This is a genomic window from Sphingorhabdus pulchriflava (assembly GCF_003367235.1).
Taxonomy (GTDB): Bacteria; Pseudomonadota; Alphaproteobacteria; order Sphingomonadales; family Sphingomonadaceae; genus Sphingorhabdus_B; species Sphingorhabdus_B pulchriflava.
The window spans coordinates 904380-926625 of record NZ_QRGP01000001.1 but is presented as its reverse complement, the minus strand read 5'-3'; the positions used below and the strand labels follow the sequence as shown (position 1 = coordinate 926625).

Sequence of the window (22246 nt, the reverse complement as noted above, 5' to 3'; positions counted from 1 at the left end):
CTGGCTTTAATGACATCGCCACCAACAGCTTCACCGGGCCGCTTTCCAGCAGGTTCCGCCGCCTTCCCGCACCGGCATTTGCTGGGCATTGCCGGGCTCCAGCCTTGGGAAATCGAGTTCATCCTTTCCGAGGCAGAGCAATGGGTCGCGCTCAACCGCTCTGGCGCCACGAAACGCGATGACCGGCTGCGCGGGCTGACCATCATCAACGCCTTTTTCGAAAACAGCACGCGCACGCTGCTGTCGTTCGAGATTGCCGGCAAGCGGCTAGGTGCGGATGTCGTCAACATGCATGTCGCGCAATCGAGCACCAAAAAAGGTGAAACGCTGATCGATACGGCGATGACACTGAACGCGATGCGCGCCGACGCCATCGTCATCCGCCATGGCAGTTCAGGCGCGGTCGATCTGATTTCGCAAAAGGTCGATTGCCCGGTGCTCAATGCAGGAGACGGCACGCATGAACATCCGACGCAGGCCTTACTCGACGCGCTAACGATCCGCCGCCGTAAGGGACGAATTGACGGATTGGTCGTCACCATATGCGGCGACATTTTGCACAGCCGAGTCGCCCGTTCGAACATGATCAGCCTGACGACACTCGGCGCGCAAGTACGCGTTGTCGCCCCCCCTGCCCTGATGCCCGAAGGCATAGCCAGCTTTGGCGTTGAGGCGTTCAACAATTTCGATGCCGCCCTGCCCGGCAGTGATGTGGTGATGATGCTGCGCCTGCAAAATGAACGGATGCAGGGCGACTTCATCCCCTCCCCGCGCGAATTCTTCCACCTGTACGGGCTCGACTCGCGACGGCTGGCGCTGGCCAAGCCCGATGCGCTGGTCATGCATCCCGGCCCGATGAACCGCGGCGTAGAAATCGCCAGCCACATCGCCGACGACCTTGAGCGCTCCGCCATTACCGAACAGGTCGAAATGGGCGTCGCTGTGCGCATGGCATGCCTAGACATATTGACGCGAAGGGCGCGCGGCGTGGAGGGTTGGTCATGAGCGGCACCAATATTCTCGGCGGCCAGGTCATCCTCCCCGGCAAAGCAACCCCTGAAACCGCGCATCTGCATGTCTCGGGAGAGCGCATTGAGCAGGTTGGCAAGGCGGATCCACTTGGCGAACGGATCGACGCAGACGGCCTGATCGTCGCCCCCGGCATTATCGACCTTGGCGTCTTCGCCACCGACAAACCCGCCTTCCGCTTTGGCGGGATCACCCGCGCCGCTCTGATGCCCGACCAATCGCCGGTCCATGATGACCCGGCCACGATCCGTTTTGCAGGTCGCAAGGGCAAGCCCGATTTCTGGGTGCACCCCCTCGCGGCGGCAACCAAGGATCTCGACGGTCAGCATATGGCAGAAATCGCTCTGATGAAGGATGCTGGAGCGCTCGGTGTCGCGACCGGGCGGCGCTGGATTGCTGATTCAGGCGTGATGCTGAGGCTGATGCGCTATTGCGCGATGCTGGATTTGCCGCTGTTCGTGCATAGTGAGGATGCTGGTCTGGCTGGCAATGCGGTTGCGACCACTGGTCTCAATGCGACGCTGTTGGGGCTACCCAGCGCATCGCCCACAGTTGAAACATTGGCGATCCAACGCGATCTGGCGCTGGCCGCCGAAAGCGGAGCACATCTGCATTTCCGCCAGGTTACGACATCGGCGGGGCTCGACCTTATCCGTGCGGCCAAGTACAAGGGCCTCGGCATCAGTTGCGGCATCACACCGGCGCACCTGTTCCTGTCTGACACCGCGCTTACCGGCTTCCGTACCTTTGCGCGTCTATCACCGCCTTTGCGCTCCGAAGAGGACCGTCTGGCCTGCATCGCGGCAGTCGCCGACGGGACAATCGACGTTATCGCCTCCGGCCACGACCCGCGCGGCCCTGAAGACAAGCGCCTGCCTTTTGCCGATGCAGCCCCAGGGATGGCGGGTGCGGAAACGCTGCTGGCCTTGACGCTCAATCTGGTGCGCGACGGGCATATCTCTATGGGCCGCCTGTTCGAGTTACTCGCCACCAATCCGGCAAAGATATTGAAGGTCAATGCGGGCGCGATCGAAATCGGTCGCGAAGCCGATCTGATCTTCATCGATCCCGATGCACCCTGGCAGGTCGATAGCGACAAGATGGCGGCGCTTGCCGGCAATACGCCGTTCGACAAACTGCCCGTTCAGGGGCGGGTGCGCAAAATCATGAAGGGCGGCAAGATCATCTGATCCGCCGCCCTTCAGCAACCCTATTGATTTTTGTAGCGATTAACGCGCGGCGATTTTCACCGGCTTGCGCGCTGGCTTTGCTGCCATACGTACGGGTGACGACCCGCCGACCGATTTGACAACGCAATCGCCACCTGAAGCCTTGATTGTGCGGCAAGCTGCGTTCGCCGCCTGATAGTTGCCAAAACCGGCAGCCGCGAGACGGGTCAGCGACTTGCCCTTTACAGTTACCGTTGAGCTTGCCGAGGTAAATCCACCCAGAACCTTGTGTTTGCGGCTATATTGGCTCCACGCCTTTTGAGCGTTTGCGGCGGAGGAGAAAGCGCCGAGCTGGACCAGATACTTACCCGAGACTTTGGCTGCAGGGGTCGGTGTATCCGACAGGGCCAACTTTACCGGTTTCGGAGCGGGTGCAGCCTCTACAGCCTTTGCCGGGCCTTCCGGAGCCTTGATCAGCGGCGCTTCGTAAACCGGCGCTGGCACGCTCGCTTCGGCAACGCGCACGTCGTTTTCTTCAAAGCCGATCGCGACAGGCGCCGGCCCAACTGCTGCCAGCTCACCAGCAGGAGCAGCTGCCGCAATCGAGACGGGTGCTTCTTCGGCAAAGATTTCGGCGGCAGCCATTTTGGGTGCGTCCGACATCGCATTCAAAGCGAGATGGACGGGTTGACCAGAATCCGCCTGCGGCTGGACGTTCAACAGACCGGCAACACGAACCTGATAGGCACCCGGCCGCGCATATTGTGCCCATTCGGTGATACGATCATCAACAATATGCTGCGGCATATCGTGCGACGCCATCACGCGGGAATCGCGCCAGCGACCATCAAGTGCATAGGCCAGTGCCAGGTTTTGGCGGGTCCGCGCGCTGGAGTTATCAGCGCGAATGGCCTCAACCAAAACGTCGACTGCACGCTTACTGTCACCAGCTAGCGCCAAAGCAAGGCCATAGTCACTCGCGGGAAGGATTGAGCGGTTTGCATCGACCAGCGAAATAGCCGAGTCGACCTTACCTTGTGCAATCCGCGTCAAAGCAACGCTAATAACCGTGCGCGGGTCGACCTGACCCAAATCCATAACATCGGTATAGGTGCGTTCTGCAGCAACAAAGCGGCCCTGGGCCATGTAAATGCGGGCAAGCAGTGCGCGATATTCGCGGTTCTGCATATCGGCACCAACAGCGGCTTCAGCAAAAGACAACGCCTTGTCGACCTTGCCCTTGGCCAGCAGCTTTTCAGCCTTGATGGCCCAGCTATGTGCCTTTTTTGCCGATGCATCAGATGAAACCTGCGTCGACGCGCTTGACGCGACAACCGCTGCCCCACCCATTGCAGTGAATCCGACCACCGCGGTCGACAAGGCCAGCTTTACGAGAATTTTGTTATTCATGGCTTCACCTCAAACTTGGATTGGGCGGCAATCATGCCTGTTTCTTGCCCGGGACATGGGCGGCCAAAGCCGAAATCTCCGGCATGGCTTCGATAAATGCGTCGAGTGCGGACGTGACCAGTTGCTGGGCAGACTTATTGCTGACGGCACAGGCCAGACGAAGTTTCAGATGCCGTTCACCATCGAGCCGCAATGTGAACGCCGACTTTTCCTTGCTGCCGGGTGCGGCGCGCTGTTTGGAAACCGGTGCCTTGACAACGACCGGACGGGGTGCCGCAATCTGGACCACCGGTGCAGACGGTGCCTCATGTTCGACCACGCCCATTTCTTCAGCTTGAACCTGCAATTGTTCCGCAATGCGTTCTTGTTGCTGCTTGACTTCAGGCTTCACCTCGGGGACGGCATTGGCCAGCGGATTAAATCCTTGGTCATGCTCATAATCCATCGGTGCGGTGGGGTCAGGATTGACATCATAACCCATATCATAGCCCATGTCATTCCAACCACAGTCGTCCTGAATTGAGCCCGTTGCCGCAACGCCATTATTGTTGCCGATCAATTGGCGACGCATTGCAGGGCGCGCAGCCCCTTTGCGTGCCAGCAAGCCGGAGGAGAGTGAGGCTATCGGTTTTGGTTCAGTCATGTTCATCGCCCCCAAATCCGTTTAGCCAATTACCCGGCGACCAAAGCCGCCCATGGGGCGTGCCTGGGCGACCTGCGGATTGGCAGCGGCGGGTGCACTGAACACAGTGCGACGGAAATTCTTCTCGAGACGATCCGAGATATAAGCCCACAGCTGTCGGACCTCTTCTGCGGAACGGCCTTGCGGGTCGACCTCCATAACCGTGCGCCCGTCGATCATCGAAGCGGCGAAGTCTGTGCGATGGTGGAGTGTAATCGGCGCAACGGTGCCGTGCTGTGAAAGCGCGACTGCTGCTTCGGAGGTAATCTTGGCTTTCGGAGTAGCGGCATTGACCACGAAGATCAGCGGCTTTCCTGCGCGTTCGCACAGATCGACTGTGGCACCAACAGCACGAAGATCGTGCGGGCTCGGCCGGGTCGGAACGACAATCAGCTCTGCTACCGAGATCACGCTCTGGATCGCCATAGTGATCGCAGGCGGCGTATCGATAACGGCCAGCTTGAAACCCTGCTGACGCAAAACCGCAAGATCCGACGCCAAGCGAGCGACGGTGGTCTGGGCGAAAGCCGGCAGATCGGCTTCACGTTCATTCCACCAGTCAGCAAGCGATCCTTGCGGATCGATGTCGATCAGGACTACCGGTCCTGCACCCGCCAATTGCGCCTGAACGGCAAGATGGCCGGACAAAGTGGTTTTGCCCGATCCGCCTTTTTGTGATGCCAATGCGAGAACCCTCACATTTTTCCCCTTTTGCAAGCTGTTTGGAGGGGATGTGACAGAACAGGGCTAAAAATCGGTTAACGCTGAAGTGGAAAATCCGCTGTCCGAATTGGCAGCCCCGCAGCAGCACTGCCTGTATGCGGGGACCGGATATCTGTTTGTAAATGTAAATTCAGGGTTAAGGGTTTCACTATCTGCATTTACCATTTTGCAGCATTGATCGATTAGGTGCACAGGCAACTTACGACCGGAGAACGTTATGCGCCGCCTGCTCCCTGCCTGCCTGATAGCTCTCGCCTTGCCCATGTCCGCGCCTGCTTTGGCCGATGTCAAAGATGGTGTCGATGCCTGGAGCCGGGGCGAATTCAAGGAAGCGGTCAAGCAATGGCGCGATCCTGCAACCAAGGGCGATCCCGACGCACAATTCAATATGGCGCAAGCTTATAAGCTGGGCCGCGGTGTCAAGCAGGACCTGAACATTGCAGCCGAATGGTATGCCAAGGCGGCCAAGCAAGGTCATTTGCAAGCCTCTGACAGCTATGGTCATCTGCTGCACTATCAGGGCAAAGTGGTGGCCGCGCTACCCTATCTGCAGGCATCATCCGAACGCGGCGATCCGCGTGCGCAATATTTGCTGGCAACCGAACTGTTCAATGGCGTCCATCTGCAAAAGGATTGGGTCGGGGCCTATGCCTATATGACCCGTGCTTCGGCGTCAGGGCTGGCGCCCGCGTCGCGCAGCTTGGCCGAAATGGACAAATATATTCCGCTCGAACAACGCCAGCGGGGCATTGTACTGGCGGGCGAAATTGAAAAGAAGTCGGGCCAGATCCGCACCCAGCAGATTGCCGGATTCCCGATCGACACCAAACCACCGGTTGCGGTGGCGACAAAGGTCGCTGTTCCGGCTTCAAAACCCGGTTCCTATCCGGACGGGACCGCCCCGGGCTTTCCCGGCACTGTTGCTCCGATAAACGGCGAAGCGCCTGCTGCGCCTGCAAAGCCCGTTAAAGTCGCTGCTGCCCCTGCAATTGCAGGTAAATGGCGCATCCAATTGGGCGCCTTTGGCAGCGATGCGAACGCCACCAAATTGTGGAGCGGACTGCAAAGTAAAGTCGGCGGTCTATCCGCCTACGCGCACAGCCTGATCCCTGCCGGTCAGGTCAAGCGCCTGCAAGCCGGCCCATTCGCCAGCCGAGGCGAAGCCGAGGCGATGTGCAGCAAGGTAAAAGCAGCAGTCGTCGGCCAAGGCTGCATCGTCGTTGCCCCTTAAGGCTTAACGGCACAGCCTCTCTATTTCCCGACCCAGAGTTCTCTTCGCGGACTCCGCACCTGGGTCGACAAAATAATATCTCGTCCCGCTCATACTCGCATTGCGCGAGCAATAGGATGCGCACCCCGCTGGGACGGTGCCCGGAAAACGCAATACAATGCCGTCGTAGCTTGCGATGAACGAACAGCTTTCTTTACCAGACAGCGCGATTTCGACAGTATCGCCCTGCTGTTTGGCAGTCCCCTGCCCTTCGCATTTGCTGTCCGATCCATAAACCGACAGGAAGCCAACACGGTAGGCACCATTATCAGCGACAGCGCAAAATTTGTCGGTACCCAGTTCACTCTGCGTTTCAAAGCGCCCCTCGAAAGCCAGACTCCTGGGGTCTGGGATTAGTCCCTTTTCGATAGCCAACTGATCAAGGGCCGCACCCGCATTGCTTTGTTCAACTTTGGGTGCCTGGGTTTCCGCATCGCAAGCCGTAAGTGCCAGCGGCAGGGCAAGCCATGATATTCTCACAATCGCTCCAGCCCCTTCGGTGTCACACGACGGTAAAAGCAACTGCGTTCGCCAGTATGGCAGGTCGGGCCATCGGGCTGTGCGATAACCAGCAGCGCATCTTGATCGCAATCGATGCGGAGTTCGACAAGGTGGAGGAAGTTCCCACTGCTCTCGCCCTTGGTCCAAAGTTGCTGCCGACTGCGCGAGAAGAAAGTAACCTTCCCGCTCTGCTGCGTTTGTTCGAGTGCCTCGCGGTTCATATGCCCTACCATCAACACAGCGCCATCGTCAGCATCGACGACCACAGCGGTCAGCAACCCATTAGCGTCAAATTTCGGATCGAGCAGCAGCCCGCTCTCTCGAGGATCGGTCATATCTTATGCGTAGCTGAGCCCCGCAAAGCTGGCAATCACCCGCTACTGGCGTTTTTTGCGGTTTTGGCTGTTACAAGGGGGAGACATTGCGCCCACTCGCGCCTATAGGCAGCGCAATTCTGGCGGTACGGGATTCGATTTGGACATGCTCACCACCAATCCCTTTGATGATGATAAACTGCGCGAGGAATGCGGGATCTTCGGGGTGTACAACTCCGAAGGCGCGGCCGCGATGGCGGCACTCGGCCTGCACGCGCTCCAGCATCGCGGGCAGGAAGCCGCTGGCATCACCAGCTTTGACGGCAAGGAGTTCCACACCCACCGGGCGATGGGCCATGTCGCAGGCAATTTTGACCGCGAAGATGTTATTCGCGCCTTGCCGGGCAGCATTGCTGCAGGCCATGTCCGCTATTCGACCACAGGCGAAACCTCGCTGCGCAATGTGCAGCCGCTCTACGCTGATCTGGCTACGGGTGGATTTGCGGTTGCGCATAATGGCAATATCTCGAACGCGATACATTTGCGTCGGGAACTGGTATTGCGCGGCTCGATCTTCCAATCGACGTCCGACACCGAAGTCATCATCCATCTGGTTGCTACATCCTCGCAGAAAAGCCTGCTCGACCGTCTGATCGACGCCCTTAAGCAGGTTGAGGGCGCTTACTCACTGATCTGCCTGACACCAGAAGGCATGATTGCCTGCCGCGACCCGCTGGGCATTCGCCCGCTGGTCATGGGCCGTTTGGGTGAAACGATCATCTTTGCATCGGAAACAGTCGCGCTCGACATTGTCGGGGCTGATTTCATCCGCAGCGTCGAACCAGGCGAAATCGTCGTTGTCCGTGAGGGTGCTATTGGATCGCACAAGCCCTTCTACCCGACTTCGCCACGCCCCTGCATCTTTGAACATGTCTATTTTTCACGCCCCGACTCGATCGTCGATGGCAGCAGCGTCTATTCGGTCCGCAAGGCGATCGGCGCCGAACTGGCGCGGGAAAATGGTATTGACGCCGATTATGTGATCCCCGTGCCTGACAGCGGCACGCCTGCAGCAATCGGTTATGCCGAGGCATCAGGAATCCCGTTTGAGCTGGGTATCATCCGCTCGCACTATGTCGGACGCACCTTCATCCAGCCGGGCGACGGCGTGCGCCATCTGGGCGTCAAGCTGAAGCATAATGCCAACCGCAATCTGGTGGCGGGCAAGCGTATCGTGCTGATCGACGATTCGATCGTGCGTGGCACCACCAGCCTGAAGATCGTGCAGATGATGCGCGAGGCGGGTGCGAAGGAAGTGCATATGCGCATCGCCAGCCCGCCGACGACCAACAGTTGTTTCTACGGCGTCGACACGCCCGAACGCGAAAAGCTGCTCGCCAGCCGAATGAACATCGCCGAGATGTGCGATTATATCCACGCCGACAGCCTCGCCTTCCTGACCATCGAAGGCCTTTACCGCGCCTTAGGCGAGGCGCAGCGCGATGCCGCCTGCCCGCGTTATTGCGACGCCTGCTTTACCGGCGACTATCCGACCAAGCTCACCGATTTTGACGAGCATAGCGCCGCTGGACAGCTCAAGCTGCGGGTCGTAAGATAAGCCATGGGCGGCATGCAAGGCAGGATCGCACTGGTCACCGGTGCCAGCCGAGGCATCGGAGCGGCAACGGCCGTGCGAATGGCGACTGAAGGCGCGCATGTCATCCTGACAGCGCGAACGGCGAAAGATCTTGAAGCCGTCGAGCAGCGGATATTCGAAGCCGGAGGCAGCGCCACCATCGCACCGATGGACCTGACGGAAGCAGGCAATAATGAACGACTCGCCGCCGCCGTCCGCGAACGGTGGGGCAAGCTCGACATGCTTTTACTCAATGCTGCGATGCTCGGCACATTGGCACCAGTGCCCGTCATCGATGCGGCGGAATTCAACCGCGTGCTGACGCTCAACCTGCTCGCGCAACAGGCGTTGATTGCGGCATTCGATAGCTTGCTGCGCGCAAGTGACGCCGGACGGGTGGTCGTGCTGACCAGCAGTGTCGGCCAACAGCCGCGCGCCTATTGGGGTGCCTATGGGGCGTCGAAAGCCGCACTTGAAAATCTGGCGCTCAGCTATGCCGAGGAAGTGCAGAATCTGTCGTCGGTGCGTGTCGCGATCGTCGACCCTTCACGCACCCGCACAGCGATGCGCGCCAAAGCCTATCCTGGTGAAGATCCTGCGACACTGAAAGATCCGTCAGTCGTCGGCGAAGCGATCACGCAAATGCTACTCGGCGGCTTCGAGACCGGCCACCGCCTCATTGTCGACTGACCCGCTCTCCTTGATCATCGCATAGGCCGTCAAAGCCCGCTCACGCGCCGCTCGGTGGCCGATAATCTTGGTCGGATAATTGGCGGGCCGGACACCATATTCTTCGGGATCGTGTATATAGGGATCGGACAAATGCGCCAGTTCGGGCACCCATCGCCGGATATAATCGCCTGCATCGAATTTTTCCGACTGCGATAGCGGCGCCATGATGCGGACAAACATATTGCTGTCGACGCCGCTGCCCGCCGTCCATTGCCAGTTGACCGCATTCGAGGCGTAGTCGGCATCGACCAGCGTGTCCCAAAACCATTGCTCGCCCACACGCCAGTCGATCAAAAGATGTTTGATTAGGAAGGACGCTGCAATCATCCGGACGCGGTTGTGCATCCAACCGGTCGCCCATAGCTCCCGCATCCCTGCATCGACGATCGGATAGCCGGTGAGACCCTTGGTCCAGCGGACATAGTCCTGCTGCACATCCGCATTGGCCATATCGCGCCAAGGGAAATGGTCAAATGCCGCCCGCGCATTGCGCACCCCATAATCAGGGAATTGTAGGATCACATTGGCCGCATATTCGCGCCAGACCAGTTCCTTCAGATAGGTTTCAACAGATCCACCGGCATCCATCGCTGCATGCCAGATTGTCGAAGGTGAAATTTCGCCGAAATGCATGTGTGGCGAAAGGAAACTGGTGCCGGGTATCGACGGCAGATTGCGCTTTTCCTGGTAGCGATTGGCCCTGGGGAGGAAATCGTCGAGCCGTTTCGCGGCACCGGTTTCACCGGGCATCCAGAAGTCGCGCATACCCCCTGCCCAATCGGGCGTTGAAGGCAGCAGGCCCCAGCTATCTATTTCGTCGCTTTCAGGCCACGCCTCTGGTGACGGAATAGTGTCAGGTGCAGGTCGGGGTGCCGCAGGCGGCATATGTTGCGCCAAAGCTCGCCAGAACGGTGTGTAAATTTTAAACTGACCGCCGCTGCCGGTTTTCACACTGCCGGGCGGCATTAGATACAAGCCTTCATGCCGGATCAGGGCGGTACCCACCGGCAAGATATCCTGTAGCGCCCGCTCTGCATTGCGCCACCAGGGTTCATAATGCCGAAGGCAGTGAATAGCGGAAGCGCCGACCTCGCGAGCCAGTTGCGCCAACACCTGATGCGCAGGACCGCGCCGCAATATCAGTCGCGAACCCCGCGCACGCAAGGCATCATCCAATGCTTTCAAACTATGGCGCAGCCACCAGCGTGAAGCCGCCCCCATCTTTCGATGCATTGGTGTTTCATCATCGAGAATATAGACGGGCGTCACCGGACGACCGCGTCTAACGGCGGCAAGCAGGGCGGCCTGGTCTTCCAGCCGTAAATCTCTTCGAAACCAGACAATGGTGGTCATTCAACCGCCCCTACAGCTTATGAAAGGAAAGCTGGATACGGGCTTAGACCGTAGGGACTATCATTTCGGCGGCACAATGACTTCAAAATTGTTGCGAACGACACGATTGTCAAAACGCTGGTCACGTATGATGATGCGGCCCTGGGCATCCTTTTCCGCAAAGGGCATCCTTGCCCAGAAAAGGAAATCGCGCCCGTCGCTATCATGCGCAACGGATTTGGCTACGCCCGACAGACTATCCATACCATGCTTGCGGATTTCCGGATCAAGCCAAGCCCCCCGCCCCAGGGCATAGCCCCCCTTGCCCATCTCATATGCATCGCGCCACGCGATTTCGCGTTTCCAGAATGCGATGGGAACAGCGTTGGCGACCACCAGTGGGTCGGGCATGGTTGCAGTCAAGTCATAACGTGCAATAACGAGATTTCGTGCGGCATTTTCGGCATGAGCACTCAACAGTCCGTTTGCAATTATGTATAGCGCTATGGCCCCAAAGGCAGCTTTTGCAGGACCCCGCCAATCCGAGCGTCCGCCCTTTTCCCGTCGGCGTGAAATCCACACTCCTGCGATCAGCGCAATCCATACCCAGATGTCGATGATGAACAGCGTGTCGCCATAAAACCACTGGCTCGAAAAGGGCTCGAGGAGCCTGATGCCATAATTGTTGAGCCAATCGAGCGCCGGATGGCTGAGCGTACCGATATAGGCCAAGGCCAGCAGCCAACCGACATGCACCGGCAAGCGCTTTTCAGGCCGCGTGCCGCGCCTGGTCTGCCAGCGATCATAGCCGATCATGATGGCCCACAGAATAATCGGCAGCACCAACATGGCAATTGGCCCATGCGTAATCCCGCGCCGGATGGCCAGATGCTGATGCCCGCCCAGCAACGTCGCCACCGCGTCAATATCCGGCAAATTCGCCGCGATAATCAACGTCGGCATCGCCAACCCGGTTTTGCGCTTGAGGCCCATTTGGCCAAGCACGGCACCGGCGAGCGAATGGGTCAGGTTATCCATGCAACCGCAATAGTTCCGAATCGAATAAAACGCACTTAGGCCAATGTCCTAGTGCTTCATTCAACCGTCCAGGTCTGGCCCTTGCTGATCAGTGCCTGCAGGTCGGGCGTCTTGCCCTCGGAAAGCTTTGCGTTCTGCTCAGTCACTGCGCTGTCAAAGGTCGGGCGCGGATCATCATAAAGCACGCCGAGAGCCATTGGGAATTCACCGAACGGCATTTCGACCAGCATGTGGGCAATCGCGCGGTTTTTGACATTGTGGACGATAACCCCCGCAGCCTGCCAGTCACCTTCAGCCACGCCGACGACCTTAAGCGTCAACGTATCCATATCCATCGCAATACCCTTGCTGCCACCGTCGAACAGCATCGGCTGGCCATCCTGCAGCCACAATTGACGTGCTTCCGCACCCTTGGGCGCGGCAAAATCCTCGAACACATCCTTGTTGTAAACGATGCAGTTCTGGAAGATTTCTATGAACGCTGCGCCCTTGTGCGCATGTGCCGCCTTCAGCACATCGGGCAGGTGCTTTGATACGTCAAAGCCGCGGGCGACAAAACGCGCGCCGGAACCCAAAGCGAAGGCACAAGGCGTTGCGGGCCGATCAACAGAACCGAAAGGTGTCGAAGGCGATTTGGTGCCGACGCGGCTCGTGGGCGAATATTGGCCTTTGGTCAGCCCATAGATCTCGTTGTTGAACAGCAGGATCTGGCAATCGAGATTCCGACGCAGAAGGTGCATCGTGTGGTTGCCGCCAATCGAAAGCGCGTCGCCATCGCCGGTGATGATCCATACGTCGAGTTCTGGATTGGCGAGTTTCACCCCCGTAGCCACCGCTGGTGCACGACCGTGGATGGTGTGGAAGCCATAGGTTTCCATATAATAAGGGAAGCGCGATGAGCAGCCGATGCCACTGATGAACACCGTATCCTCAGGCCTGCGGCCCAGCTCCGGCATGGTGCGCTGCACCGCCTTTAGGATCGCATAGTCGCCGCAACCGGGGCACCAGCGGACTTCCTGATCGGTCTCCCAATCCTTGGGGCTCGATTTCTGGATGGGGGTCATGTCGTTCATGGCAGTTCCTCAATAGGGCAACAACGCTTGCGCGTCAGCCCAGTGCCTCCTCGATGGCGGCTTCAATTTCAGCGATGCGGAAGGGTTGGCCGCTGACCTTGTTGAGCGGCTTGGCGTCAATCAGATACTGGTCGCGCAGCACGGTCTTGAACTGGCCGGTGTTCATTTCGGGCACGATCACCTTTTCATAGCTTTTCAGCAGATCCCCCAGATTGCCGGGCATCGGCCAGATATGGCGAACATGGATGTGGCTGACATCATGGCCCTTGGCGCGCATCCGGCGCACCGCCTGATGAATCGGGCCGAAGGTTGAGCCCCAGCCCACAACCGCCAGCTTGCCGCCTTCGGTACCGAGGCAGACGTCCTGATCGGGGATATGGCCCGCTATGCCATCGACCTTGCCCTTGCGGATGTCGGTCATCGCCTGGTGGTTTGCGGGCGAGTAGTTGAGGTGGCCGGTGTCGACCTCCTTCTCGATCCCGCCGATGCGGTGCAGCAGGCCGGGCGTACCCGGCTTCACCCAAGGGCGTGCCAGCTTGTTGTCGCGGCCATAGGGCTTGAACCCGCCTTCAGGGACATGATCGAGGAACGAAACCGGGAACGGCTTATAGCTGCTCATATCCGGAACCTTCCAGGGTTCAGCCGCGTTGGCGATATAGCCGTCGGTGAGCAGGATGACCGGCGTCATGAACTGCGTCGCAATCCGAACCGCCTCAATCGCGCAATCGAAGACATCGCTCGGGCTGCGCGCAGCTATCACCGGCAATGGTGTATCGCCATTGCGGCCATAAACCGCCTGATAGAGGTCCGACTGTTCGGTTTTGGTGGGAAGCCCGGTTGAGGGGCCACCACGCTGCGAGTTGATTATGACGAGCGGAAGCTCAGTCATCACCGCAAGGCCGATAGCTTCGGTCTTGAGCGCGATGCCCGGGCCGGAGGACGAGGTAACACCCAGTTGCCCCGCATAAGATGCGCCAATGGCCGACGCGATCGCGGCAATCTCATCTTCCGCCTGGAAGGTCGTGACGCCGTATTCCTTGAACCGCGCCAATGCGTGGAGGATCGAAGATGCCGGCGTAATCGGATAGCCGCCAAAGAACATCTTCACGCCTGCCAGCTGGCAACCGGCGACAAGGCCCATAGCGGCGGCATCCGCACCATTAATCGTGCGATACAGGCCGGGGTCGGCTGGCGCTGCATCAACATGCTTGCGCGGAATGGCGACGGCACCGGGATTACCGATTTCGGCGGTTTCACCGTAGGCATGGCCTGCGTTGAGTGCGGCGATATTCGCATCAGCCAATATCGGGCTTTTGGCGAATTTGTCCTTCAACCATTGGATGATCGGTTCGCGGTCGCGATCGAACATCCAGAGCGCGAGACCCAACGTCCACATATTTTTGCAGCGCAGCGCTTCCTTATTGCCAAGGCCGAACGGCTTGACCGCATCCATCGTCAGCTGGCTGATGTTGAAATGGACCAGCTGCCATTTGCCGAGCGAGTCATCCTCGAGCGGATTTGCATCATATTGCGCCTTGGCGAGGTTGCGCGCGTTGAACTCGCCATCGTCCGCGATGATAAGGCCGCCGGGCTTCAGATCCTTTACATTCGTCTTGAGCGCCGCCGGGTTCATCGCGACAAGCACGTCGGGCGCATCGCCAGCGGTATCGATTTCCGACGCACCAAAGTTGATCTGGAACGCCGACACGCCGAACAGCGTACCTTGCGGAGCGCGGATTTCGGCAGGAAAATCGGGGAAGGTCGCAAAGTCATTGCCTGCCAGTGCCGAAGACAAGGTGAACTGTCCGCCGGTCAACTGCATGCCGTCACCCGAGTCCCCCGCAAAGCGGACCACTACGGCTTCGGGATGGGGGATGTCGGCTGGGGATTGGGTATCGATGCTGCGCGCGGCAGTAGCCATTTCGTAAAGTCCCGCAATTTTAATTGTTCTGTTAAGACGTCCTTATGCGCGCTTTTGCGCCAAATCCAAATAGGAAATCTGTTTTGCGACACAGCCGGGCTTTGTCATGGACGCGCCCAGAGGTTCGGGTTATGCCTTTTGCAAATGAGGACAGGAGAGTGACTATGAGCGACCATTTTGTGCGGCCCGATGTGCAGGCCCTTCTCGATATGCTGAACAGCCAACCCGGCCCGAAGATGCACGAACTTTCCGCTACGGAAGCGCGCGGAATGATGACCGTGATGGGTGCCATGGCGGAAGAGGAGTTAGGCGATCTCGCTGTAATCCGCGACCTTTCAATCCCCGGGCCTGCAGGCACGATTCCGGCGCGACTCTATGATGCCCGCGAAAGCCGCGGGGCTGGTCCGGTCATGGTTTTCTATCACGGCGGCGGTTTTGTGATCGGTGATCTGGACATTTACGGTCCCTATTGTGCCGAAGTTGCGCGCCAGCTCGATATGCCCGTTATCTCGATCGACTACCGCCTTGCCCCCGAACATCGCTTTCCGGCAGCGGCCGTCGATTGCGAGGCCGCGACCCGCTGGATCGCAGGCAGCCCCGCTGAACTCGGACTCGAAGTCACAGGCCTCGTCACCTCCGGCGACAGCGCTGGCGGAAATCTGACTATTGTTACCACCATGGCGCTGCGCGACAATCCGGCTGCCGTGCCGATATTGGTGCAGCATCCCATCTATCCAGTCGTCTCTGACAGCAATGACTGGCAAAGCATGCGTGATTTCGCCGAAGGCTTCCTGCTGACCAAGGATTCGATGGATTATTTCCATGCCGCCTACGCCGCAGACGCCAACGACTATCGCGGTGCGCCGATCAAATTTTCGCAGGAAGGCATGCCGCCTTCGCTAGTGACCACCGCCAGCCTTGATCCGCTGCGCGATCAGGGTCTGGCCTACGTCGAAGTATTGAAGGCGGCAGGCGTTCCCGTCCAGCATCGCAGCGCCGATGGCAATATCCATGGCCATATCACCTTGCGCAAAGGTATTCCGTCTTCGAAGGACGATGTAGCCGGCAATCTCGCCGCGTTAAAAGCAATGCTGGCCGAAGTGATGGCCGACGCCTAAGGCAACACATATGAGCGACACCGAAGACCTGCCCTATCGTCCCTGCGCGGGTATCATGCTCGCTAACCGGGCGGGGCTGGTCTTTGTCGGCCAGCGGATCGACAATCCGGGGGATGCATGGCAGATGCCGCAAGGCGGGATCGACGAGGGCGAAGACCCTGAAGTAGCGGCCTTCCGCGAACTTGGTGAGGAAACCGGCCTACTGCCCGACCATGTGGACCTGCTGGCCCGCAGCCGCGAAGAATATTTCTACGACCTTCCGCCCGAATTGCAGGGCAATATCTGGGGCGGGCGCTGGCGCGGGCAAAGGCAATGGTGGTTCCTGATGCGCTTCAAGGGAGAGGACAGCGACATCAATATCGATGCCCATCATCCTGAATTTTCGCGCTGGAAATGGGCCGAAGCGCAGGAGTTGCCGAAACTGATCGTGCCGTTCAAACGGCGGATATATGAAGGAGTGGTGGCGGAATTTGGTCCGCTGATTTAGGCCATCTTCCCCCTCCCGCATGCGGGCGGAGAAATTCCCCTAATTCGCCTTTTCAACCGTCGGCTTGATCTCGACAGCACTGGCCTGCAGCGCATCCTTGGTTCCTGCCTTTTCGATCGAGGCAGCCAAACGATCGCTTTCTCCGCATTTGGAACGGCACAAAATCTGCAACCGTGCGAGATTTTTCTTCGCAGCATCCAGCGCGCCCTTGGAAGCCATCAACTCGCCCTGTGCGGCGATAACGGCAACATCATTGGGCTCAATATCAAGCGCACTCTTGTAGAAAGAAATCGCTTTGCCCTTCAGCCCTTGCTGCGCGGACACTTCGGCCATGCCGACAAAAGCGGCGCGATTGCGCGGATCGACCGCCAAGGCGGTTTCAAACCAGCCCAGCGCATTGTCATATTGCCCGGCCTTTTGCGCAGCCACACCTTCGGCGACAAGCGCGACGGACTGCGGATCGATATCATGATCGGCTTTTTTGCCGATGCTGGCACTCGACGCCATCAGGAAGACAGCAGACAAAGCGATGACGGGGGGAGAAAAACGCATAATCAGCTTCCAGACATTAGACACCGGTAGCCCCCGCTATCACAGCTTGTGCAAACGCGCCAAGTAGAAGCCATCGCTACCGTCATGCGCCGGGGTTAGCAAGATACCTGCGCCATCTGCCCTGCCCGCCGTAAAGTCCGGATTGTCCGTTTCAAAGTCCGGATGGCGCGACAAAAAGGCGTCAATCTGGTCCCGGCCTTCGCAGGCAAATAACGAACAGACGGCATAGACCAGATTCCCGCCCGGCTTCACCAGCCCGGACGCCAAATCTAGCAAGCGGCCCTGTTCTGAAACCAGCCTCTGCAAATCACGCTGATCCAAGCGCCAGCGCGTTTCCGGATTGCGCCGCCAAGTGCCGCTGCCCGAGCAGGGCGCATCGATAAGGACGACATCGCATGCATCGACCAAATCGCCGAGCGCGCCCTTTTCCTTATTCGGGTCGAGCAGGAGGGTTTCGATGAACCCAGACTTGGCGCGAGCTGCTCGTGGAGGCAATTGCTGCAGCCGGTCGCGGTTGGTGTCGGCAGCAACTAGCCGACCCTGCCCCGCCATATGCGATGCAAGCGCCAAGGTTTTGCCACCTGCTCCGGCGCACAAATCAAGGACTGTCATACCAGGCTGCGCATAGCAGGCTTCCGCTATCAGCTGACTGCCAAGGTCCTGCACTTCAATCGCGCCCGAAGTGTAAAGTTCGCTACTCTCGATCGAATAGCCAGTCGGCAGCCGCAGCCCATCCCGGCTTTCGGGCAGCGCGGCCGCTTCCGGCAGCGTTTGTGCCACAGCCTCGCCATCGGCAATCAACCGGTTGACACGAATGTCGAGCGGTGCCCGTTCGAGCAAAGCGGGATATTCGCCTTCAGTCACCAGAGTCGAGAATAACGGCTTCACCCATTCGGGTAGAACCCCGCCCGACGCGCGTGGTTCATCAGCGGCAATCGGGGCTGGTCCATAGGCAAGACCATCGAACAACGCGGCCAGCTCGCTGTCCTGATCTGCCAGTGCGATCATTGCCGAACGGCCATTGTCTGGCCGGTCGCCAAAAGTACGAATGGCCCGCCACGTCAGATCACGCACCGCTCGGCGATCCTTTGAGCCCGCATAGCGACGGGCAGCAAAAAAGGCGGCCGCTATCCGATCCGCAGAAGCGCCCTTATCTCGCGTTGCCGTGATGATGGCATCGAGCAATTCGATTGCGGCCTGAACTCTGGCGGCAGGTGTCATAGTCTCCCCTCCCGCTTGCGGGAGAGGCCGGGGGAAGGCCTATCCCATGTGTCAGAGGACAACTTGGCCCTCCCCTAATCCCTCCCGCAAGCAGGAGGGGAACTTGATTAGCGTGTCGGATAATTGGGGGCTTCCCGCGTAATCGTCACATCGTGAACATGGCTTTCGCGCAGACCTGCATTGGTAATCTGCACAAATTGTGCGCGTTCCTGCAGGTCGGCAATTGTCGCCGCGCCAGTATAGCCCATCGCCGCCTTGATCCCGCCGACCAGTTGGTGGATCACGTCGGATGCAGGGCCCTTGAAGGGAACTTGCCCTTCGATACCTTCAGGCACCAGCTTCAGCTGATCCTTGATATCCTGTTGGAAATAGCGGTCAGCCGAACCGCGCGCCATTGCGCCAACCGATCCCATGCCGCGATAGCTTTTATAGGCACGTCCCTGATAGAGGAAGGTTTCTCCCGGTGCCTCTTCGGTACCGGCGAGCAAAGAGCCGACCATCACGCTCGACGCACCCGCCGCCAACGCCTTGGCCAGATCGCCCGAAGTGCGCAGGCCGCCGTCGGCGATGACGGGAATGCCTGACTTCGCTGCTTCTTCAGCTGCATCCATCACCGCGGTCAATTGCGGCACACCCACACCTGCAACAACACGAGTGGTGCAGATCGAACCAGGGCCGATGCCGACCTTGACGCCGTCTGCACCCGCGTCAATTAAGGCGCGCGTGGCTTCGGCGGTTGCGACATTGCCCGCGATCACCTGAACCTTGTTCGACATTTTCTTGATTTCGGCGACCGCTACCGAGACCATCTTGCTATGGCCATGCGCGGTATCGACGATGATCACATCGCACTCCGCTTCAACCAGCGCACGGGTGCGCTCAATGCCCTTGTCGCCAACCGTGGTGGCAGCAGCAACGCGCAGGCGACCCGTCGCGTCCTTGGTCGCATCGGGATAGGTAACGGCTTTTTCGATATCCTTGACGGTGATCAGGCCGACACAATGGAAAGCATTGTCGACCACCAGCAGTTTTTCGATGCGGCGCTGGTGCAGCAAGCGACGCGCCTCTTCTTGCGAAACGCCCGCCTGCACCGTAGCCAGATTATCATGGGTCATCAACTCTGAAACCGGCTGCATCGGGTTTTCGGCAAAGCGCACATCACGGTTGGTGAGAATTCCGACCAGCTTGCCGCTCGCCTCCACCACGGGAATGCCAGAAATGCGGTTTTCCGCCATCAGCAGCTGCGCATCGGCCAGCGTCGCATCGGGCGCGATGGTAATCGGGTTGACCACCATGCCCGATTCATAACGCTTCACCTGACGGACTGCCGCAGCCTGCTCTTCGATCGACAGGTTGCGGTGAAGAACGCCGATACCGCCCAATTGCGCCATCACGATAGCCATGCGCGCTTCGGTGACAGTATCCATAGCCGACGACATGATCGGTATGTTGAGCGAGATGCTGGGCGTAATCCGGGTGCGGGTATCGGCCTGGCTAGGCAATATATCCGATGCGCAAGGCTGCAAAAGCACATCGTCGAAGGTCAGGCCGAGGCGGATTTTATCGGATTTCATGGTGCCACTTTGCTTTGTCAGGGTGTCGAGTCGTGGCGGCCCATGTAAACAGTCGACTGGTTATTCGCCAGTCCCCTTCTCGGCCTTTTTCGGCTTATACTTGCGGGAATCGGCAAAATAGCGGCCAAGCTCTACATGCAGATCGGCATCTTCCGCAGCTCCGCCCAATTGGAGCGTGTCGACAACCTCGTCATTGGGGCCATGATAGTCGGTCTTCAGGAATGCCTCCAGCTTGCCCAGATCGGCAAAGGAACCACCAACCATTAGGGCCGGGACATTCTTCTCGGTCAGTGCCCAGCCGTCCTGCCGCTGCAGGAAGGAATTCGCATCGGTCGAGGGTTCAATCTTGCGCTTCAGTTTGCGCGCGACTGCTTCGACCTCGGCATCCAGATCGGTCTTGCCGCGCCCGATAATGGCGACCTTGGCCCCTTTGGGCGCTATCGCCACAGTATCGACGTTGAGCACGATCTTGATTTGATTGAGCGGAACCGCAGGGTCGGCGGCAAAGGCACGCGCACCTATCAGGCCAGCTTCTTCAGCAGTTGTACCCACGAAATAGATGTCGCGATCAAATTTCGCCCTGCCGAGGCGTTTTGCAACCTCGGTCAGCACGGCCATGCCGCTGGCATTATCGACCGCACCATTGCAGATCCGGTCTTCGTCACCCTCGGGGCGACAGATTCCGAAATGATCCCAATGCCCCATGAAGACGACCGCGCCGCTGCCGGGTTTGCGGCCGGCAAACTTTCCGATGATATTGTTGCTGCTGATCCGTTCGACATCGCTTTCGACATCAAGGTTCACGCTCAAGCCCAGAGACTGCCCAGCATAATCCGGGGTGCGTGCAGCCGCACGCAATTTGTCCCAATCACCACCAGCCGCCGTCACCAGCGCAACCATATATTGCGGGCTGACCACGCCTTCGACGTTACCCTTTCTGTCTTTCGGAACCCAGCTAACCGGGCGCGACAGGATGAGTCGGCGATACACAGGAAAATCGAACTGCTCGCCAGAAACCATGACAACCGCCGCCGCCCCGGCTTCGTCCAGAGCATTGCGGCGGTTCCGCGCTGATTTCATCTCTGCCGGCAAATAATCCGCATCATCGGTAAGCAGAAAAACCAGCTTGCTCCTCACATCTGCGATCACTTTGCCTTGCGCATCGACACCATGACCGACAAATAAGGCCGGTAGCCCGCTTGACTTGAACTGGGCTTCCTTGCCCACCAGCAGGATATCGTCGCTGACGATGCGTAACTTGTCACCCTTGGAGAAAAATTGGACATTGGCTTGCTTGGGCCCGCGCCGGACGAGTTCGACCGGCTGATACCAGCTGCCATCCCGCGCGCCGGGTTTCAGCCCCGCCTTCGCCCACTGGCTTTCGAGATAGGCAAGCGTTTTGCGTTCACCTTCTGTGCCCGGACCACGGCCTTCGAACTCGTCCGAAGCCAAAATCTCAACATGTTTGCGCAAATCGGCTTCAGTCACTGGTTTGGCGAATGCCGCTGCGCTGATCAGGCCAAAGGCCAATAAGGTAAGGGCAAAGCGAAGCGCGTGCATAGGTGCAGTTAGTCTAACTGCCTATCGCGTGTCGAGCACGTTCTATCGTTCTGCGCGCTTCTTCGACATGCATTGACTCGATCATCTTGCCCTTGTGCCGCTGCGCCCCGCCGGTTGATGCCGCGATCAGCGCCTCGGCCTCCGCCACTTCATCGTCGGTCGGGCCGAAAGCTGCATTGGCAATAGCGACCTGATTGGGGTGGATCAGAGTCTTTCCCGTGAACCCGTAGCAGCGGCCCTGCAAACATTCTGTCTCCAGCCCACCCATGTCGTCGAGCTTGTTGTTCACCCCGTCAAAGGCCGGTTTGCCTGCTGCAGCCGCCGCCAGCACGATGCTCTGCAAGGCCAGTTCGAGGCCCTCGCGGTTCGGGCCGGGCCTGATCCCCATATCGGCGCAAATATCGTTCACCCCCGCGATCAACCCGGCGACCGCCGCATGCGCCGCAATATCGCGGGCGTTGTAAATACCTGCAGGCCCCTCGATCATCGCCAGCACCGGATTGGGCAGCCGCGCGACCACCGGATCGAGATCGGTCGCTGCCTCCACCTTGGGCAGCACGAAGCAGTCGGCGAGCGAGCGTTCCGCCGCCTCTATGTCTGCCGCCAGTTCGGGGCTGTCGAGCCCGTTGAGGCGGATCGCGACCAGCTTGCCCGGAAAACCTTTCGCCACTTCGGCTACCGCCGCAGCCCGCGCATCGGACTTGCTGTCCACCGGCACCGAATCTTCAAGGTCGATAATCAGCATATCGACATCCAGTCCACGCGCCTTTTCCAGTGCCCGCGCATTAATCGCCGGCACATACAGCGCGGTGCGCACCCATTTGAGTTTATCGATCAAAGTCATGCGTCCCGCTTCCATTCCGATTTCGCTTGTGCACGACCCGCATATTTGGGAGATTGGCCG

General features: G+C 59.0%; 21 protein-coding genes. 7 read left to right on the top strand and 14 right to left on the bottom strand.

What is annotated here, in order from left to right:
* The first annotated feature begins 9 nt into the window (after positions 1–9).
* Together DXH95_RS04695 and DXH95_RS04690 are read left to right on the top strand one after the other, a co-directional pair.
* Positions 10–1005 carry an aspartate carbamoyltransferase catalytic subunit gene (locus DXH95_RS04695; RefSeq protein ID WP_115548256.1) on the top strand — a complete coding sequence of 332 codons (996 nt, stop codon included), beginning with the start codon at positions 10–12 and terminating at the stop codon, positions 1003–1005.
* On the top strand, positions 1002–2219 hold the full coding sequence (locus DXH95_RS04690) for a dihydroorotase (protein ID WP_115548255.1): 1218 nt from the start codon (positions 1002–1004) through the stop codon (positions 2217–2219). The genes DXH95_RS04695 and DXH95_RS04690 overlap by 4 nt, the downstream gene beginning before the upstream one ends.
* Before the next feature lie 39 nt (positions 2220–2258).
* Here the strand turns inward: DXH95_RS04690 and DXH95_RS04685 are convergent, their stop codons facing one another.
* From DXH95_RS04685 to DXH95_RS04675, 3 genes are read right to left on the bottom strand one after another with little or no spacing between them, the layout of a single operon-like run.
* Entirely contained in the window at positions 2259–3608 is a 1350-nt protein-coding gene (locus DXH95_RS04685) for an SPOR domain-containing protein (RefSeq protein ID WP_115548254.1), read from the bottom strand.
* 31 nt (positions 3609–3639) lie between these two features.
* Positions 3640–4251, bottom strand: a complete 612-nt coding sequence (locus DXH95_RS04680; RefSeq protein ID WP_115549405.1) for a hypothetical protein — start codon at positions 4249–4251, stop codon at positions 3640–3642.
* Positions 4252–4272: 21 nt separating this feature from the next.
* The gene (locus DXH95_RS04675) at positions 4273–4989 is read right to left on the bottom strand and encodes a ParA family protein (RefSeq protein WP_115549404.1); all 717 of its coding nucleotides are present in this window, start codon (positions 4987–4989) and stop codon (positions 4273–4275) included.
* A 241-nt stretch (positions 4990–5230) separates the two neighbouring features.
* Between DXH95_RS04675 and DXH95_RS04670 the strand changes: the two genes are divergently transcribed.
* Entirely contained in the window at positions 5231–6244 is a 1014-nt protein-coding gene (locus tag DXH95_RS04670; protein WP_115548253.1) for an SPOR domain-containing protein, read from the top strand.
* Between the two features lie 3 nt (positions 6245–6247).
* On the opposite strand, the gene DXH95_RS04665 is transcribed toward DXH95_RS04670, so the two are convergent.
* Positions 6248–6763, bottom strand: a complete 516-nt coding sequence (locus DXH95_RS04665; protein WP_115548252.1) for a hypothetical protein — start codon at positions 6761–6763, stop codon at positions 6248–6250.
* Positions 6760–7119 (bottom strand): phosphoribosyl-AMP cyclohydrolase, encoded by a 360-nt coding sequence (gene hisI, locus DXH95_RS04660; protein ID WP_115548251.1) that lies wholly within the window; start codon positions 7117–7119, stop codon positions 6760–6762. The genes DXH95_RS04665 and hisI overlap by 4 nt, the downstream gene beginning before the upstream one ends.
* A gap of 145 nt (positions 7120–7264) precedes the next feature.
* Here hisI and purF point away from each other — a divergent pair, with 145 nt between their 5' ends.
* Both purF and DXH95_RS04650 read left to right on the top strand, forming a co-directional pair.
* Complete coding sequence (gene purF / locus DXH95_RS04655) at positions 7265–8716, top strand: amidophosphoribosyltransferase (RefSeq protein ID WP_115548250.1); 1452 nt, start codon at positions 7265–7267, stop codon at positions 8714–8716.
* A 3-nt stretch (positions 8717–8719) separates the two neighbouring features.
* The gene (locus DXH95_RS04650; RefSeq protein WP_115548249.1) at positions 8720–9424 is read left to right on the top strand and encodes an SDR family NAD(P)-dependent oxidoreductase; all 705 of its coding nucleotides are present in this window, start codon (positions 8720–8722) and stop codon (positions 9422–9424) included.
* Here DXH95_RS04650 and DXH95_RS04645 read toward each other — a convergent pair.
* From DXH95_RS04645 to DXH95_RS04630, 4 genes are read right to left on the bottom strand one after another with little or no spacing between them, the layout of a single operon-like run.
* Positions 9380–10819 carry a cryptochrome/photolyase family protein gene (locus tag DXH95_RS04645; RefSeq protein ID WP_115548248.1) on the bottom strand — a complete coding sequence of 480 codons (1440 nt, stop codon included), beginning with the start codon at positions 10817–10819 and terminating at the stop codon, positions 9380–9382. The two genes, DXH95_RS04650 and DXH95_RS04645, sit on opposite strands and share 45 nt — an antisense overlap.
* 60 nt (positions 10820–10879) lie before the next feature.
* Positions 10880–11836, bottom strand: coding sequence for a metal-dependent hydrolase (locus tag DXH95_RS04640; protein WP_115548247.1), 957 nt, complete (start codon positions 11834–11836; stop codon positions 10880–10882).
* A gap of 56 nt (positions 11837–11892) precedes the next feature.
* On the bottom strand, positions 11893–12909 hold the full coding sequence (locus tag DXH95_RS04635; protein ID WP_115548246.1) for a 2-oxoacid:ferredoxin oxidoreductase subunit beta: 1017 nt from the start codon (positions 12907–12909) through the stop codon (positions 11893–11895).
* Between the two features lie 34 nt (positions 12910–12943).
* Positions 12944–14830, bottom strand: coding sequence for a 2-oxoacid:acceptor oxidoreductase subunit alpha (locus tag DXH95_RS04630; protein ID WP_115548245.1), 1887 nt, complete (start codon positions 14828–14830; stop codon positions 12944–12946).
* Between the two features lie 164 nt (positions 14831–14994).
* Between DXH95_RS04630 and DXH95_RS04625 the strand changes: the two genes are divergently transcribed.
* Positions 14995–15948, top strand: a complete 954-nt coding sequence (locus tag DXH95_RS04625; protein ID WP_115548244.1) for an alpha/beta hydrolase — start codon at positions 14995–14997, stop codon at positions 15946–15948.
* 10 nt (positions 15949–15958) lie between these two features.
* Positions 15959–16435 (top strand): RNA pyrophosphohydrolase, encoded by a 477-nt coding sequence (locus DXH95_RS04620; RefSeq protein WP_115548243.1) that lies wholly within the window; start codon positions 15959–15961, stop codon positions 16433–16435.
* Positions 16436–16474: 39 nt separating this feature from the next.
* Here the strand turns inward: DXH95_RS04620 and DXH95_RS04615 are convergent, their stop codons facing one another.
* The 5 genes from DXH95_RS04615 to DXH95_RS04595 all read right to left on the bottom strand — a co-directional run bounded on the left by DXH95_RS04615 (position 16475) and on the right by DXH95_RS04595 (position 22186).
* Positions 16475–16987, bottom strand: a complete 513-nt coding sequence (locus DXH95_RS04615) for a tetratricopeptide repeat protein (RefSeq protein WP_115548242.1) — start codon at positions 16985–16987, stop codon at positions 16475–16477.
* A gap of 39 nt (positions 16988–17026) precedes the next feature.
* Positions 17027–18208, bottom strand: a complete 1182-nt coding sequence (locus DXH95_RS04610) for an RsmB/NOP family class I SAM-dependent RNA methyltransferase (RefSeq protein ID WP_115548241.1) — start codon at positions 18206–18208, stop codon at positions 17027–17029.
* Positions 18209–18315: 107 nt separating this feature from the next.
* Positions 18316–19782: an IMP dehydrogenase gene (guaB, locus tag DXH95_RS04605; protein WP_115548240.1), complete on the bottom strand. Its 1467-nt coding sequence runs from the start codon at positions 19780–19782 to the stop codon at positions 18316–18318.
* Between the two features lie 60 nt (positions 19783–19842).
* Entirely contained in the window at positions 19843–21342 is a 1500-nt protein-coding gene (locus tag DXH95_RS04600) for a M28 family peptidase (protein WP_115548239.1), read from the bottom strand.
* Between the two features lie 13 nt (positions 21343–21355).
* Positions 21356–22186 (bottom strand): HpcH/HpaI aldolase/citrate lyase family protein, encoded by an 831-nt coding sequence (locus tag DXH95_RS04595; RefSeq protein WP_115549403.1) that lies wholly within the window; start codon positions 22184–22186, stop codon positions 21356–21358.
* Positions 22187–22246 lie beyond the last annotated feature (60 nt).